The 16,304-nt window shown below is 69.8% G+C and carries 12 protein-coding genes; 8 read left to right on the plus strand and 4 right to left on the minus strand.

What is annotated here, in order from left to right:
- The 8 genes from R6V09_RS25815 to R6V09_RS25850 form a co-directional block, all read left to right on the plus strand.
- On the plus strand, window positions 1-1,102 hold a 1,102-nt coding region (locus tag R6V09_RS25815; RefSeq protein ID WP_317883808.1), incomplete at its 5' end, for a condensation domain-containing protein.
- A 158-nt stretch (window positions 1,103-1,260) separates the two neighbouring features.
- Window positions 1,261-2,592 carry an MFS transporter gene (locus R6V09_RS25820; RefSeq protein WP_317883809.1) on the plus strand — a complete coding sequence of 444 codons (1,332 nt, stop codon included), beginning with the start codon at window positions 1,261-1,263 and terminating at the stop codon, window positions 2,590-2,592.
- Window positions 2,589-6,368, plus strand: coding sequence for an amino acid adenylation domain-containing protein (locus tag R6V09_RS25825; RefSeq protein WP_317883810.1), 3,780 nt, complete (start codon window positions 2,589-2,591; stop codon window positions 6,366-6,368). Before R6V09_RS25820 ends, R6V09_RS25825 begins: the two co-directional genes overlap by 4 nt.
- A gap of 46 nt (window positions 6,369-6,414) precedes the next feature.
- Window positions 6,415-7,470, plus strand: coding sequence for a TauD/TfdA family dioxygenase (locus R6V09_RS25830; RefSeq protein ID WP_317883811.1), 1,056 nt, complete (start codon window positions 6,415-6,417; stop codon window positions 7,468-7,470).
- Window positions 7,471-7,661: 191 nt separating this feature from the next.
- On the plus strand, window positions 7,662-7,880 hold the full coding sequence (locus tag R6V09_RS25835; protein ID WP_317883819.1) for an MbtH family protein: 219 nt from the start codon (window positions 7,662-7,664) through the stop codon (window positions 7,878-7,880).
- Between the two features lie 18 nt (window positions 7,881-7,898).
- The gene (locus tag R6V09_RS25840; RefSeq protein WP_317883812.1) at window positions 7,899-8,153 is read left to right on the plus strand and encodes a phosphopantetheine-binding protein; all 255 of its coding nucleotides are present in this window, start codon (window positions 7,899-7,901) and stop codon (window positions 8,151-8,153) included.
- A 180-nt stretch (window positions 8,154-8,333) separates the two neighbouring features.
- Complete coding sequence (locus tag R6V09_RS25845; protein WP_317883813.1) at window positions 8,334-9,293, plus strand: fatty acid desaturase family protein; 960 nt, start codon at window positions 8,334-8,336, stop codon at window positions 9,291-9,293.
- Between the two features lie 45 nt (window positions 9,294-9,338).
- Window positions 9,339-12,647: a non-ribosomal peptide synthetase gene (locus R6V09_RS25850; RefSeq protein ID WP_317883814.1), complete on the plus strand. Its 3,309-nt coding sequence runs from the start codon at window positions 9,339-9,341 to the stop codon at window positions 12,645-12,647.
- 109 nt (window positions 12,648-12,756) lie between these two features.
- On the opposite strand, the gene R6V09_RS25855 is transcribed toward R6V09_RS25850, so the two are convergent.
- From R6V09_RS25855 to R6V09_RS25870, 4 genes are all read right to left on the minus strand, one after another.
- Complete coding sequence (locus R6V09_RS25855; RefSeq protein WP_317883815.1) at window positions 12,757-14,124, minus strand: L-serine ammonia-lyase; 1,368 nt, start codon at window positions 14,122-14,124, stop codon at window positions 12,757-12,759.
- A gap of 140 nt (window positions 14,125-14,264) precedes the next feature.
- Window positions 14,265-15,524 carry a serine hydroxymethyltransferase gene (gene glyA, locus R6V09_RS25860; RefSeq protein WP_317883816.1) on the minus strand — a complete coding sequence of 420 codons (1,260 nt, stop codon included), beginning with the start codon at window positions 15,522-15,524 and terminating at the stop codon, window positions 14,265-14,267.
- A gap of 14 nt (window positions 15,525-15,538) precedes the next feature.
- Window positions 15,539-15,919, minus strand: coding sequence for a glycine cleavage system protein GcvH (gene gcvH / locus R6V09_RS25865; protein WP_317883817.1), 381 nt, complete (start codon window positions 15,917-15,919; stop codon window positions 15,539-15,541).
- A 110-nt stretch (window positions 15,920-16,029) separates the two neighbouring features.
- Window positions 16,030-16,304: glycine cleavage T C-terminal barrel domain-containing protein (locus R6V09_RS25870; protein WP_317883818.1), on the minus strand; the 275-nt coding region annotated here is incomplete at its 5' end.

Below are 16,304 nucleotides of genomic sequence, written 5' to 3' on the forward strand. Positions count from 1 at the left end.
CGAGCACGTTCTGGTGCTGTTGGTGCATCACATCGCGGGTGACGGCTGGTCGGTGGGGCCTTTCGGCAGGGATCTTGCCACCGCCTATGCGGCGCGGATCGCCGGGACGGTTCCGGCGTGGGGTGAATTGCCGGTGCAGTACGCGGACTACACGTTGTGGCAGCGTGATCTGCTGGGTTCCGATGACGATCCGGGCAGCGCGGTGGCCCGTCAGTCGGCGTTCTGGCGTGAGGCGCTGGCGGGGCTGCCGGTGGAACTGGACCTGCCTTTCGACCGGCCACGCCCGGCGATCGCCAGTCAGCGCGCCGGCCAGGTGCTCGTCTCCGTCGATGCGGAAGTCCATGCCCGTATCGCGGAGTTGGCCCGGCTGAGGGGCGTGACGCCGTTCATGGTGGTCCAGGCCGCGCTGGCGGTTCTGCTGTCCCGGCTCGGAGGCGGTAGTGACATTCCGCTGGGCACACCGGTCGCCGGACGCACCGAGGAAGCCCTGCACGATCTGATCGGCTGCTTCCTCAACACGCTGGTCCTGCGCACCGATGTCTCCGGCGATCCCACCTTCGTGCAGCTCCTTTCCCGGGTACGGGAAACGGACCTGGCCGCCTTCGAGAACCAGGATCTCCCCTTCGAACGGCTCGTGGAGATCGTCGCTCCGCCTCGGACCGCGGCACGGCACCCGCTCTTCCAGGTCATGCTCTCCTTCGACACCAACACCGCGGCCGCCTTCGACCTCCCCGGACTCGAGACCGGCGAATTCGACCTCCCCGGACAGGAAACCGCCAAATTCGACCTCAACTTCCTGCTGCGAGGGTCGTACGAGCCGGACGGGCGACCGACCGGGATCACGGGGATCATCGCGTACGCCACCGACCTGTTCGACCACCACACGGTCCAGGCGCTGGCCGAGCGGCTCAACCACCTGCTCGGAGAACTGACCTCCGACCCCGACCAGCCCATCGGCAAGGTCGAAATCCTGGACATGGCTCAACGGAACGCGAAACCGGACCGGTTGGAGACCCGGCCGGGGCTCGGCCCCGGAAGGCGGCGGGTGCTGGCCCGTCCCGGTCCTCCGCTGGATCAGCCGCTCGGCGGAGCCGCAGACTGAGTGCCCGGGGGAAGCCCAGGCACGCCACCACACCGCCTGGCACGTCCTCGATCACCCGTGCGGCGAATTCGACCCGATAGGAAGACTGTGATGACCCAACGCGCCGAAACCCTGCGTTCCCGGCCGGGAGCCGAGATCCGTGAGGCGGTGTGGCGCTCATGAGCGAGGACGCCGCGAGCGCCGGGAAGAAGCCGGCTTCGCTGTTCCGCCAGCGGAACTTCGCGCTGCTGTGGACAGGTCAGTCGGCCTCGCTCTTCGGTTCCCAGGTCACCTACGTCGCGATGCCGCTGACCGCGGTCCTGCTGCTCCACGCGACGCCGATGGAAGCCGGCGTGCTCGTCGCCCTCGAGACGCTGCCGTTCCTGCTCTTCGGCCTCTTCGTCGGCGTGATGCTGGACCGCCGGGCGCGCCGTTCCGTGATGATCGCCGCCGATGTCGTGCGCGCCGCGGCCCTCGCCTGGATCCCCGTCGCGTACGGGCTCGATGTGCTGAACATCGGTCAGCTCTTCGTCGTGGTCTTCGTCGTCGGCGTGATGACCGTGTTCTTCGATCTCGCGCACCAGTCCTACGCACCCGGTCTGATCGGCCGGGACCGGCTCGCCGAGGCGAACGCGAAGCTGGAACTCTCGGACTCGATGGCCCAGGTCGTCGGGCCGGGCGCGGCGGGCCTGCTGATCAGCGCGCTCAGCGCACCGGCGGCGATCGCGGTGGACGCGGCGAGCTACGTCCTGTCCTTCTTCACGGTGGCGGGACTGCCGGCCGACGAGCGGCCGAAGCCTCAGCCCGGAGCGGCGGCCCTCTCGGTCCGTGCCTCGATCCGTGAGGGATTCGCCGCGATCGTGCGGCACCCGCTGCTGCGCTGGTTCACCACGGCCGCCGTGATCATCAACCTGTTCAACGGCGCCCTGATGTCGGTGTTCTTCCTCTATCTGCTCCGGGTGCTCGACATGGGCTCCAAGCAGGTCGGCCTGATCGTCGCCGTCGGCAGCGTCGGTGCCCTGGTCGGCGTCCTCCTGGTCGGCCCACTGACCGGACGGTTCGGCGTCGGCCCGACGCTGATCCTGACGATGGCGTTGCCCGGGCTGGGCTATCTCGCGCTGGGGGCCGTACACGGCCACTCACTGGCGGCGCTCGCCGCCGTCGCGGCCGCCTCCTTCGTCGTCCAGTTCAGCGTTCCCGTCTTCAACGTGACGGTGATCAGCTTCCGGCAGGTCTCCACCCCGAACGAGCTGCTCGGGCGGGTGAACGCCACGGCCCGTACCTGTGCCTTGGGCGCGTACTCGCTCGGCTCGCTGCTCGGCGGTGCCCTCGCCTCCGGAACCGGGCTTCGGACGGGCATCGTAGTGTCCGCGAGCGGGACGTTCCTGGCCTCCCTGGCCCTGCTGTTCTCGCCCGTGCGCGCGGTACGCCGCCTCGATGCATCAGCCGCCGATTCCGACTCGGCCCCCGCGCCGGAGCCCGGCATGACCATTCAGGAACAGACATCATGACGAGCCTCGAAACCTGGCACGAGGAGGGCTATCAGCTCTCCCCGCAACAGCTCGCCCGGTTGGGCGAGGCCCGCGGCACGGCGGTGCGCACCGTCCGCACCGCCACACGGATACCGGTGCCGGACCTGGAGGCCCGGATCGCGGCGGCGGTCGCGGCGCACGAGAGTCTGCGTACCCGGTACACCGAGTTCGCGGGGCTGCCCACGCCCGTCCAGGTCGTGGATCCCGTGGGCCCGGTCACGATCGAGCAGTCGGGAACGGATCGCACCATGTTCCGTGCCGGCGCGCTGACCGTCGAGCACGAACTCGGTCCGGACGGCACGCGGCTGGTCCTCACCCTGCCGCGGCTGAGCGTCGACGACGTCTCCTGGACCCGGCTTGTCGGCCTGCTGCTGGAGGATGCGGCCGCCGCCCAGGACACGCCGCTGCAGTACGCCGATGTCGCCGCCTGGCTCGGTGAGGTGCTGGACGATTCGGCGCAGCCGCCGGTGGCAGACGAGGCGGCGCGGCAGCCGAAACCGTCCTCGGTGCTGCCCTTCCTCACTCCCATCGCCCTCCGGGACTCGACCGCCGAGCCGGTGAGCGCCTCGGCCGTCGTCGAGGGGCCGGCCCTGGAACAGCTGGACGAACTCACCGGACGGTGCGGCGTGAGCGAGGCGGCGGTGCTGCTGGCTCTCTGGCGCTCGCTGTACGGCCGGTACTGCCGCGACACCGACGATCATGTGCTGGTGCTGGCCGACGGGCGGTCCACGGAAGGCCTGGAGAACGTGCTCGGCCTGTTGGAGCGTCCGGTACCGGTACGGCTGGAGATCGGTGCCGACACCCCGGTCGCCGACGCGCTCCAGGCGTCGCAGGACGCGCTCGGCTCCGTAGCGGCGGTCGAGAACCAGATCGACCCGGGGACCGCGGCCTCCGCACACCACGCGGCGGACGGCGGCGCGCTCTCGTACCGGCACCGCCCGGACCGGTGGGCCGAGGAACTCTCGGCCGGTGTGTCCGTCCCCGAAGCTCCTGGTGTGCTGCACCTCGACTGCGTCCGCGGGCCGCGGAGCCTGCGCCTGACCTTCGTCGGCGGCGCGGGCGGCATCGCCCAGGACGACTTGGACCTCGTCGCGGAGGCGTTCGGACATCAGCTGACCGATCTGCTGGCCGGTGGCACGGAGCGCGCTGTCGGCGGCCTGCGCCTCACCGCTCCGAACGCGCCGAAAGCCGAGGCCGGGCCCCGTGCGTCGTACGCCTCGGTGCTCGACCGCTTCCGCGCACAGGCGGAGCGCACGCCCGTGCGGCCCGCGCTGCGATGCGGCGACACCGTCGTGTCCTACCGGGACGCGGCACAGGGCGCGGACGCGGTGGCGCACCTGCTGCGTGAGCACGGCGTACGGGCCGGGCAGCGGGTCGCGCTGTTCGTTCCGGCCTCGGCGGAAACGGTCGTCGCGATGCTCGGAGTCTGGCTCGCCGGCGCGGCGTTCGTCCCCCTCGACCCCACGTGGCCGCAGCAGCGGATCGAGACGATCCTGCGGGAGGCCGACCCCGCGCTGCTGCTCACCCTCGATCCGAAGGCCGATCACCACGCCTCCGTACGCGTCGTGTGCACGGCCGACGCGGTCGTCGACCCGGGGCGCGCGGTGACTTCCGGCGCGGCGGCCACGGGCGCTGCCTATGTGATCTTCACGTCGGGCACCTCGGGGCTTCCCAAGGGCGTCGTCATCGGGCACGAGCAGCTGGCGCACTACGCCTCGGCGATCGGCGGGACACTCGCCCTGTCCGAGGGCGCCGAGTTCGCTGCGGTGTCCACCCTCGCCGCCGACCTGGCCTACACGGCGGTCTTTCCGACCCTGGCCGGCGGTGGCTGCGTTCAGATCATCCCCACCGAGGCCGCCACGAGCCCCGGGGCTCTCGCCGAGTGGTTCCGGGGGAACCCCGCGGCCGCGATGAAGCTGGTTCCCTCGCACCTCTCGGCGCTGCTGGCCGAGGCCGCCGATCCGCTCGCGCTGCTGCCGAGCGAGGCGCTCGTGCTCGGCGGCGAACTGCTGCCGCGTCCGTTGTACGAGCGACTGCGGGAGATCGCGCCGTCCTTGCGCCTGTACAACCACTACGGCCCGACCGAGTCGACGGTGGGCGCCGCGTGCCTCCCGCTGGACGCGCCGATCGACGAACGCTGTGCCTCGGTCCCGGTGGGCTCCGGCCTCGGGGCGAACGCCCTGACAGTGGTCGACGCGGGGGGTGCCGCGCTGCCGCCCTGGTGCCCCGGTGAGGTGCTGATCAGCGGGCCCGGCGTGGGTCTCGGCTACCTCGCGCGGTTGCGCGAGGGCGAGTCGGGCTTCGGCACGGCGGACACCGCGAACGCCCACAGGACCGGCGACCTCGGCCGCCTGGTACCCGGTCACGGCATCGAGATCCTCGGCCGGATCGACGACCAGGTGAAGCTGCGCGGATACCGCGTACAGCTCGGCGAGATCGAGACGCTGCTGGCGGGTCGGCCCGGTGTCGGCGCCACGGCGGTCGTGGCACGCGCGGACGCCGACGGACTCGTCACGCACCTGGACGCCTACCTCACCGCCGCCGGCGGGGAGGACCTCTCTGTCGAGGACGTGCGGGCAGCCGTCGGTCTGCACCTCCCGGCCGCCCTCGTGCCGACCGGGTGGCAGGTGCTGGAGCGGCTGCCGCTCACCCGCAACGGCAAGCTCGATCGCCGCGCCCTGGCCCCGATCGTGCCCCCGAAGGCCCGGGCCGGCCGGCCGCGCGACTCGGTGGAACAGCGTCTGCTGGCGATCTGGTCCTCCGTCCTCGACCAGGACATCTCGTCCCCGGACGCGGACTTCTTCGAGTTCGGGGGACAGTCGCTGCGTGCGATCAAGCTCATGGCCCAGATCAACAACGCCTTCGGCTGCCACCTGCCGATGTCCGCGGTGTTCAGCGCCCCGACCGTCGCGGCGATGGCGGAGCTGGTGCGCCGAAGCGACGTTCAGGACTCCAACCTGGTCCCGCTGCGTGCCGTCCGCGGACCGCACGAAAAGGCCCCGGTCTTCTGCGTCCACCCCGGCGGCGGCAACACGCTCAGCTACTGGGAACTGGCCCGGCTGATGCCGGCGGACCGTTCGGTCTACGGCATCGAGGCCTGGGGACTGCACGGCACGCCGCCGCAGGACGACTTCGCCGCCATGGCCGAGGAGTACGCGGCGAACATCGCGGCCCGCAGCGATGCCGCTCCCGTGATCATCGGCTGGTGCTTCGGCGGCGTCATGGCCTACGCCACGGCCCAGGCGCTGCGCCGTTCCGGGCGCGAGGTGGCGCAGCTGATCATCGTCAACTGCGGTGTCCCCGGTGACGCGGAGAGCGCCCTGGCGCGGCAGCCCGCCGACCATCTCCTGCGCCGCTTCGCCTTCCACTACCAGCTGGACCTGCCGGAGGGCTCGCTCGCTCATCTCGGTCATCAGGAACTGCTCAAGGCCATGCAGGACGTCGGGCGGCTGCCTCCCGACTCCGGTGAGGCGGAGCTGCGGAACCTGCTGGACGTCTACATGACCAACATGACCGCTCTGGACCGCTACTTCGTGCAGGAGCAGGCCGAACTCGGCCGCGCCGACTACCCGGTGGTGCTGGTGCGCGCAGAGCCGGCCGACGAACCGCAGGATCCGGACCGTACGTGGGGCTGGGGATCGGTGGTCGGGCCCGAACTCGGCTTCGCCTCGGTGGCAACGACCCACCACGGCATCATGCGACGGCCTGCGGTGGAGGAACTCGCCGAGCTGATCCAACGGGAGATCGACGCATGACTCGGAGGACGGCCGGGTTCACCGCAGAGGAAATGAGGACCAGGACATGAACGAAGCGACTTCCAGCACACCGGGTCCGCGCTCCCTTCTGGGCGCGACTCGGAGGCAGGTGCGGATACCCACCGGGGATTCGGTGAACATCGGCTTCCTGCCGGAGTCACCGACGACCCCCGTCCTCGTCACGCCGGCCGGTCCCGGCGTCGACCTGCCCGGCTGGCTGCGCGCGAACCGGGCAGACCTCGAAGCACGGTTGCTGCGGCACGGCGCGGTCCTGCTCCGGGGGTTCCACGCCGGTTCGGTGGAGAAGTTCGAACAGGCCGCCTCGGCGATTTGCGGCACCCTCTTCCCTGAATACGGGGACCTTCCGCGAGAGGGCGAGTCGGCCCGCGTCTACAAGTCGACGCCATATCCGGAAGACCTCTCGATCCTGTTCCACAACGAGAGTTCGCATCTGCCGCAGTGGCCGATGCGGCAGTTCTTCTCGTGCATCGTGGCCCCGCAGTCCGGTGGCCAGACGCCGATCGTCGACTGCCGGACGGTTCTCGCCCGGATGCGTCCGGAGCTGGCCGAGCTCTTCGCCACCAAGAAGCTCCGTTATGTCCGCAACTTCATCGAAGGCGTCGACGTCAGCTGGTCGCGCTTCTTCGGCACCGACCGTCCCGCCGAGGTCGAGCGCAAGTGCGCCGCGGAGGGAACGAGCTTCGAGTGGACGCCGGACGGAGGCCTGCGGACCTCGCGTCAGGCCGAGGCGGTACTGCGCCACCCGACGACCGGCGAGGCCGTGTTCTTCAACCAGTTGGCGCTGCACCACCCGTCGTCGCTGGATCCGGAAATGCGCTCCTCGCTGCTGCAGATCTGCGGCGATCAGGGGATGCCGCGCAACGTCCTCTGGGGGGACGGCACTGTCATCGACGACGCCGTGGTGGACGAGGTCCGCGGCCTGATGGACCGGGAGTCAGTCGCCTTCTCCTGGCAGGAGGGTGACGTCCTCGTCATCGACAACATGCTGGTCGCGCACTCACGCAGTCCCTTCACCGGGCCGCGGAAGATCGTGGTGGCGCTCGGCGACATGACCGGCGAGGCCGTACCTGCCATGAGCTGATGCGGTCGCGGATCCACTTCCCCGCGTGCGGCTCGACGGCCTTTCTCGGTGGCGGTGAAGGCCACCGAGCTTGTCTCGCTGGCGAGACAAAACTCAATGCGGGGGCCAATTGTTCAGCTGCTGAATCCGTGACGGATAGTTATTTCGACTGTTACGCTGATGGCCGTTTGATCGATTTCTTGGGAGGATCTGTGGCGAATCCGTTCGACGATGAAGAAGGCGCATTCCTGGTTCTGGTGAACGACGAGAACCAGCATTCGCTGTGGCCTGCTTTCAGCGCGGTACCGGCCGGCTGGGAGGTGACGTACGGCCAGGAAACCCGCAAGAACTGCCTTGAATATGTTTCAGCGCACTGGACGGACATGAGGCCGGCCAGCCTGATCAGGGCGATGTGCGATGAACCGCGTTAGAGAGATATGAGGTACGTGGTGACCGAAAACGAGTTCCGCAATCCTGTGGACGCACTGGTGGTCAGTAGCGTGCGAACCCTCTTGGGAAACCCGAGCGTCACCCTTGACGACAATTTTCTGAGCATCGGCGGCAATTCCATTGCCGCCATCCGTCTCGGGCATATACTGAACGAAAAACTCGGAATCCCCCGCACTGTCCGCATCATCTTCAAGAATCCAGTACTCAGAGACCTCAGCGATGCGATCAGCGGTCTGGTCGGCGAAAAGGTCTGACCGCGCCACAGCCGCGTGAGCGGAGTACTCGACACTTCTTCATCCACCTGCCCTCCTTCCCCGTCCCTCGGGGGAGGGCGCCACTTCCAAACTTCGTGCTTCATCCACACGAAGTCGCTGATGCCTGCCCGGCTGCCGCAGCGATCTCGCGGGAGGCTGCCACGGGGGAAGGTGCCAGAAATGACTTCCGACGCAAGCGCGGCGATGCGACAGGGCCTGTTCCGACGGGCCCATGTGAACGCCGCCGACGAGCGGATGTTCATCTTCAAACTCTTTGTCGCGTACGCCCTTTGGGCGCTCGGCGTGGCGCTCGCGCTGTGGAGCGGGCTGTGGCCGCTGCGGGTGCTGGGTGTCGTGTTGATCGGCGTGATGTACGCACACTGGCTGGAACTGCAACACCAGTGCCTGCACCACTCGGCGTTCCGACGCGCCCGCCGGCACCGGATCGCCGGCGTCCCGCTGGGCCTGCCCATGCTGGTCTCGTACAGCCATTACCGCGTCCTGCATCTGCAGCACCACCGCTATCTGGGCACCGACCAGGACTCGGAGTTCTTCGGCTTCGACTCGCGTCAGCCCGTCACCTGGGGGGCGCTGGTTCGCGAGGCCCTGGCCTTCGGCCGGCTGGGTGGCGCGGTCGTGGACGTCGTGCGCGCCTGGACCGGTTCCTGGACCTACGACTCCGGCCAGATAGCACCGGCCCGCAAGCGTGACGTGGTCGCCGAATACCGGCTGTTCAGCCTGCCGATCCTCGCGGCCGTCGCGCTCGTCGTGCTCGGCCGGGGCGAACTGGTGCTGTGGGTGTGGCTGTTGCCCTTGCTGGTCGCGGTGCCTCTGCACTTCCTCGTCGAACTGCCGGAGCACATCATGTGCGACAACTCCAGCACCGACGTGCTGACCAACACCCGCTCCATCACCGGCAGTTGGTTCAGCACCTGGTACACCAACGGCAACAATCTGCACATCGAACACCACGCGGCCATGGCCGTCCCCATCAACCAGCTCCGCGAGCGCCACGGCCTGACGCTGACGTACGCGAAGCACACCTCCCCCAGCTATCCGCAGTTCTTCCGCGCCATCGCCAAGGAGGCCGCCGCCAACGGCCGGAAGGCCCGTGCGCAGGGCCGCACCCATACCGAGTAGCACAAGTCGGACATGTGTGGGGCGCACTCACGAAAGTAGGACGGCATGAGCGACACCTCGCAGCGGCTGCGCGAGCAGTCCCCCGCCCAGAACGCCCCGCAGACGCGGCGACTCGAGGAGCACACCGCGGCGACGCCAGGCGGGATCACCGGACGGCCGGCGGACGCGGGCGCCCCCCTGTCCTTCGCACAGCAGCGCCTGTGGTTCCTCGACCAGCTCGGCCCGGGGGACGTGGCGTACAACACGTCGTACGCGCTGCGGCTTTCGGGTCCGGTGGACCTGGACACGGCGGTGCGGGCCCTCCAGACCCTGGTGCGGCGGCACGAGACCCTGCGGACCACCTTCCCCTCGGTCGACGGCGAGCCGGCGCAGACCATCGCCCCGGCGGACACCCACGTCTGGGAGCCCCGGGTTGCCGACCTGCGCGGCGCGGACGACGCCGAGGGGCAGGCGCGGCGGCTCGCAGAGCACGACGCCCGAACGCCGTTCGACCTCAGCGAGGGTCCGCTGCTGAGAGTGACGCTGGTGGCACTCACCGAGCGGGAAACCGTCGTGCTGATCAATCTGCACCGCATCATCACCGACGACTGGTCGATGACGGTGCTGACCGACGAGTTCTGCCGTCTGTACGACGCCTTCCGCAGCGGCGGCACCGATCCGCTGCCGCCGCTCGCCGTCCAGTACGCCGACTACGCCCACTGGCAGCGCGAGCAGTTCACCGGCGGTGCGGCGGACCGGATGGCGCACTGGCGTCAGCGGTTCAGCGGCGAGCTGCCCAGCCTGCGGGTGCCGACCGACCGTACCCGGCCGACCGTGCAGACGTACGCGGGCCGTACCCGGTCCTTCACGCTGCCCGCCGAACTGACCGCCGGGCTCCGGGAACTGGGCGGCGCCGCGAACGCCACCCTTTTCATGACACTGCTCGCCGGATACGCGGCCCTGCTGCACCGCTACTCCGGCCAGGACGACATCGTCGTGGGCACGTCTGTGACCGGCCGTCACCGGCCGGAGACCGAAGCGCTCGTCGGCCCTGTGGCGAACACCCTGGCCCTGCGTACCGACCTGGCGGGCGACCCGGCGTTCCGCGAGCTGCTCGCGCGTACCCGGCAGGCGTGCATCGCGGACTTCGCCCACCAGGACGTTCCCTTCGCGCGCGTGGTCGAGGAGGTGCAGCCGGACCGCGATCTCAGCCGCACCCCGCTGTTCCAGACGACGCTGTCGCTGCACAGCGCCCCCCGCCCCGCGCCGGACCCGGCGGGGCTGCAGGTCAGCCCGTTCGGCGGCGAGGGCCGGACCACGGCGCTGTACGACCTGAGCCTGCACGTCGTCGACGAGGGCGACCGGCTTCGCTGCGACTGGGAGTTCAACGTCGACCTGTTCGCCGATGCCACCATCGAGCGGATGGCCGCCCACTTCGAACGGCTGCTGCTCGGCGCCGTGGCGGAGCCCGGTCTGCCGCTGTCCCTGCTGCCGCTGCTCTCGGAGCCGGAGCGGGCCGAGCTCCTGAACCGGGACAACCTGATCTCAGTCGAGGTCGCCCCCGACACGTGTGTGCACCACCTGTTCGAGGAACACGTCCGCACCACCCCCGACACCGTGGCGGTGGTGGACGGCGAGGACCGGGTCAGCTACCGCGAACTCGACCGGCGGGCCGGGATCATCGCCACCAGGCTGCGCGCGCTCGGCGTCGGCCCCGACTCCCGCGTGGGGCTCTGCGCGCCGCGCTGCCCCGACTCGGTGGCGGCCCTGCTCGGCGTCCTCAAAGCGGGTGGCGCGTACGTGCCGCTCGATCCGGCTCACCCGGTGGACCGCCTGCGCTACGTGCTCTCGGACGCCTCCGTACGCCTGCTCCTGACCCGCCACGACGTGGTGGCCTCGGTACCCGGGCTGAGCGAAGGGATGAACGTCGGCTATCTCGACGACTGGCTCGCCGAGGGCGCTGACGCGGCGCAGGACGAGCCCGCCACCGTCCCGCCGGTACGGCACGCCGAACCGACAGCGGACAACTTGGCGTTCCTCGTGTACACCTCGGGCTCGACCGGCCGGGCCAAGGGCGCGATGCTCACCCATGGTGCCCTGATGAGCGCCTTCCGCTCCTGGGAGCGGGTCTACGGCCTGGGCACGGTGGTGCGCCGACATCTCCAGGCCGCGAACATCGCCTTCGACGTGTTCACCGGCGACATGGTCCGCGCACTGTGCTCGGGCGGCACGCTGGTGCTCTGCCACCGAGAGGCGCTGCTGGATCCGGCGCGGCTGTACACGCTGCTCCAGCGGGAGCGGATCGACTTCGCCGACCTCGTCCCGGTCGTCATCCGCCGGCTCAGCGCCCACGTGGCCGAACAGGGGCGGATGCTGGACAACTTCAAGGTGCTGGCCGTCGGCGCGGACATCTGGTTCATGCAGGACTACTGGAACCTGGCGAAGCTGTGCCCTCCCCGCACCCGTCTGGTCAACTCGTACGGCATCACCGAATCGACCGTGGACAGCGGCCTGTTCGAGACTCCGATGCCCGAGCGCGGTGACGAGGAGCCGGTGCCGATCGGGCGCCCGCTGCCCAACACCCAGTTCTACGTGCTCGACAACCGGCTCCAGCCGGTGCCCATCGGAGTGAACGGCACCCTCTACATCGGCGGGCTGGCCCTGGCCCGCGGTTATGTCGGTCGCCCCGAGCTCACCGCGGAGCGGTTCCTGGCCCACCCCTTCTCGGACACGCCGGGAGCCCGCCTGTACAACACCGGCGACCTGGCACGCGTGCTTCCCACGGGTGACGTGGAGGTGCTGGGCCGGGTGGACCGGCAGGTCAAGCTGCGCGGCTTCCGGATCGAGCTGGAGGAGGTCGAGTCGGTACTCGGCCAGCACCCGGACGCCCAGGCCGCCGCCGTGATCATCCGGGAGGACACCCCGGGTGAGCGGCGCCTGGCCGGCTATGTCGAGCCGCGGGCGGGACGCAGCCCCGACCCGGTCGCTCTTCTGCAGTACCTGCGCACCCAACTGCCTTACTACATGGTGCCGTCCACCATCACGCTGCTCGAACGGATACCGCTGAACGCGAACGGCAAGCACGACCGCAAGGCTCTGCCCGCTCCGGCTCCCGCGGCGAATGCGGTCGAGCGGCCCGCCGCCGGGTTCGCCACCGCCACGCAGGAGCGCGTGGCGCGGATCTGGGCACAGGCGCTGGGGTCCGACGTGGTCACCGCCGAGGACGACTTCTTCCAGCTCGGCGGAGACAGCCTGCTGGCGCTGCGGGTCCGGTTCGCACTGCGCCGCGCCTTCGATGTGGACCTGCCGCTGATCACCCTGTTCGGGGCGACGACGGTGGAGGAGCTGGCCCGCCGTATCGAGCTCGCCCCGTGACCCGAGGGATCGATTCGATGCACCCAGTGGCGGGTGAGCGGCGCCGTGCAGGCAGGGCAGCCCCCGACAGCGTCGAAAGACACGGACGCGCTGATCAGAGCCCATTTCCCTAGCACTCGATGATGTTCACCGCAAGCCCGCCCCGAGCCGTCTCCTTGTACTTCACGCTCATGTCCGCCCCCGTCTCCTTCATCGTCTTGATGACCTTGTCCAGAGACACCTTGTGCGACCCGTCCCCCCGCATCGCCATCCGCGCCGCGGTCACCGCCTTCACCGCGGCCATGCCGTTGCGTTCGATGCAGGGGATCTGGACGAGGCCGCCGACGGGGTCGCAGGTGAGGCCGAGGTTGTGTTCCATGCCGATCTCGGCGGCGTTCTCGACCTGCTCGGGGGAGCCGCCGAGGACCTCGGCCAGCGCGCCCGCCGCCATGGAGCAGGCCGAGCCGACCTCGCCCTGGCAGCCGACCTCGGCGCCGGAGATGGACGCGTTCTCCTTGAAGAGCATGCCGATGGCGCCGGCCGCGAGCATGAAGCGGACGACCCCGTCCTCGTCGGCGCCCGGCACGAAGTTGATGTAGTAGTGCAGGACGGCCGGGATGATGCCGGCGGCGCCGTTCGTGGGGGCGGTGACCACTCGGCCGCCCGCCGCGTTCTCCTCGTTCACCGCCATCGCGTAGAGCGTGATCCACTCCATCGCGTGCGCCAACGGGTCGCCCTCCGCCCGGAGTTGGCGTGCCGACATGGCGGCCCTGCGGCGGACCCGGAGGCCGCCGGGCAGGATGCCCTCCCTCGACATGCCCCGCGACACACACGCCCCCATCACACGCCAGATCTCCAGCAGCCCGGCCCGGATCTCCTCCTCGGTGCGCCAGGCACGCTCGTTCTCCAGCATCAGCGCGGAGATCGACAGACCGGTCTCCTGGGTGAGGCGCAGCAGCTCGTCGCCGGTGCGGAAGGGGTACTTGAGGACCGTGTCGTCCAGCTTGATCCGGTCGGCACCCACCGCCTCCTCGTCGACGACGAAACCGCCGCCCACCGAGTAGTACGTCTTCGACAACAGTTCGGTGCCCGCCGCGTCGTAGGCCCACAGCGTCATGCCGTTCGCGTGGTACGGCAGTGTTTTACGGCGGTGCAGCTTCAGGTCGTTGTCGAAGGAGAACGGGATCTCGTGCTCGCCGAGCAGCCGGATGCGTCCCGACTCCTTGATCCGCTCGACCTGTTCATCGGCCCCCTCCACATCCACCGTGCGCGGCGACTCGCCCTCCAGGCCGAGCAGTACCGCCTTCGGGGTGCCGTGCCCGTGCCCGGTCGCGCCGAGCGAGCCGTACAGCTCGGTGCGGACGGAGGCGACGGAGTCCAGCACATCCTCGTTGCGCAGGCGGCGCGCGAACATGCCGGCCGCCCGCATCGGGCCGACCGTGTGGGAGCTGGACGGGCCGATGCCGATCGAGAACAGGTCGAAGACCGAGATGGCCACGGTGACTCCTCAGAACGCGGGACGAGCAAGGTGGTACAGGATCAAGGGGCGCGAAGCGCTTCGAACAGGGTGGTGGTGGGCGACGGGTGGGCGGGGCACCGCGCACACCTCCCAGTGTGCGCGGCGCCTCCGGTGGGCGACTACAGCCCGGGATACAGCGGGTACTTCTCCGCCAGCGCGGTCACGCGGGCCTTCAGACCCGCCGCGTCGTACGACGGCTTCAGCGTCTCCGCGATGACGTCCGCGACCTCGGCGAAGTCCTCGGCACCGAAGCCGCGGGTCGCCAGTGCCGGCGTACCGATGCGCAGGCCGGAGGTGACCATCGGGGGACGCGGGTCGTTCGGGACGGCGTTGCGGTTGACCGTGATGCCGACCTCGTGGAGCCGGTCCTCGGCCTGCTGACCGTCGAGTTCCGAGTTCCGCAGGTCGACCAGGACCAGGTGCACGTCCGTGCCACCCGACAGGACGTCGACCCCGGCGGCCTTCACGTCGTCCCGGACGAGACGCTCGGCCAGCAGCCGCGCACCCTCCACCGTACGCCGCTGCCGCTCCTTGAAGTCCTCGCCCGCCGCTACCTTGAAGGAGACCGCCTTGGCGGCGATCACATGCTCCAGCGGACCGCCCTGGAAGCCGGGGAACACGGACGAGTTGAGCTTCTTCGCGAAGGACTGCTTGGCGAGGATGATGCCGCCGCGCGGGCCGCCCAGCGTCTTGTGGGTGGTGGACGTGACGACGTCCGCGTACGGGACCGGGTTCGGGTGCAGACCCGCCGCCACCAGTCCCGCGAAGTGCGCCATGTCGACCCACAGGTAGGCCTCGACCTCGTCCGCGATCCGGCGGAACTCGGCGAAGTCCAGCTGGCGCGGGTACGCCGACCAGCCCGCGATGATGACCTTCGGGCGGTGCTCCTTGGCGAGCTTCTCCAGCTCGGCCATGTCGACCAGCCCGGTCCGCGCGTCCACGTGGTAGGCGACCACGTCGAACTGCTTGCCGGAGAAGTTCAGCCGCATCCCGTGGGTGAGGTGGCCGCCGTGCGCGAGGTCGAGGCCGAGGATGGTGTCGCCGGGCTGGGCCAGCGCGAACAGCGCGGCCTGGTTCGCGGAGGCGCCCGAGTGCGGCTGCACATTGGCGTACTCGGCGCCGAACAGCTCCTTGACCCGGTCGATCGCGATCTGCTCGGCCACGTCGACGTACTCGCAGCCGCCGTAGTAACGACGGCCCGGATAGCCCTCGGCGTACTTGTTGGTGAGGACCGAGCCCTGCGCCTCCATGACCGCGACCGGAGCGAAGTTCTCCGAGGCGATCATCTCCAGCGTGGACTGCTGACGGCGCAGCTCGGCGTCGACCGCGGCGGCGATGTCCGGGTCGAGCTCGTGCAGGGGCGTGTTCATGACGGACATGGGTCTACGACTCCTCAGCCGGCGGTGAAGGCGGTGTACTCGTCGGCGGAGAGCAGGTCGCCGGGCTCGTCCGTGATCCGTACCTTGAAGAGCCAACCGCCGTCGAAGGGCTCGGAGTTGACCAGCGCGGGCTCGTCCACGACGGCCGAGTTGATCTCCACGACCTCACCGGTGACCGGCGCGTACAGGTCCGACACCGACTTGGTCGACTCCAGCTCGCCGCAGGACTCGCCCGCGGTCACCGTGGTGCCGACCTCGGGGAGCTGGGCGTAGACGACGTCGCCGAGCGCGTTCGCCGCGTACTCGGTGATGCCGACGGTCGAGACACCGTCGACGGCGGCCGTCAGCCACTCGTGTTCCTTGCTGTACCGCAGATTCTCGGGGTGGTTGCTCATGGGGTGAATTCTCCTGTACGCGCTGATGTGCTGATGACGGGGGAAGCAGGGAAACCGCAGATGGGTAGGGGTGCTGTGCCTGACGTCACGCCCCGGCCGTCAGAACGGTGTCACTTCTGGCGCTTGTAGAAGGGCAGCGCCACGACCTCGTACGGCTCGTGACTGCCCCGGATGTCCACGCCGACACCGGCCGTGCCCGGCGCCGAGTGCGCGGCGTCGACGTAGGCCATGGCGATGGGCTTGCCCAGCGTGGGGGAGGGCGCCCCGGAGGTGATCTCGCCGATCACCTGGCCGTCGGCGACCACGGAGTACCCGGCGCGCGGGACCCGGCGGCCCTCGGCGACGAGCCCGACCAGGACGCGGGGCGGCTGCGCGGCGGCGCGCT

Source organism: Streptomyces sp. W16 (genome assembly GCF_033194735.1).
Taxonomy (GTDB): Bacteria; Actinomycetota; Actinomycetes; order Streptomycetales; family Streptomycetaceae; genus Streptomyces.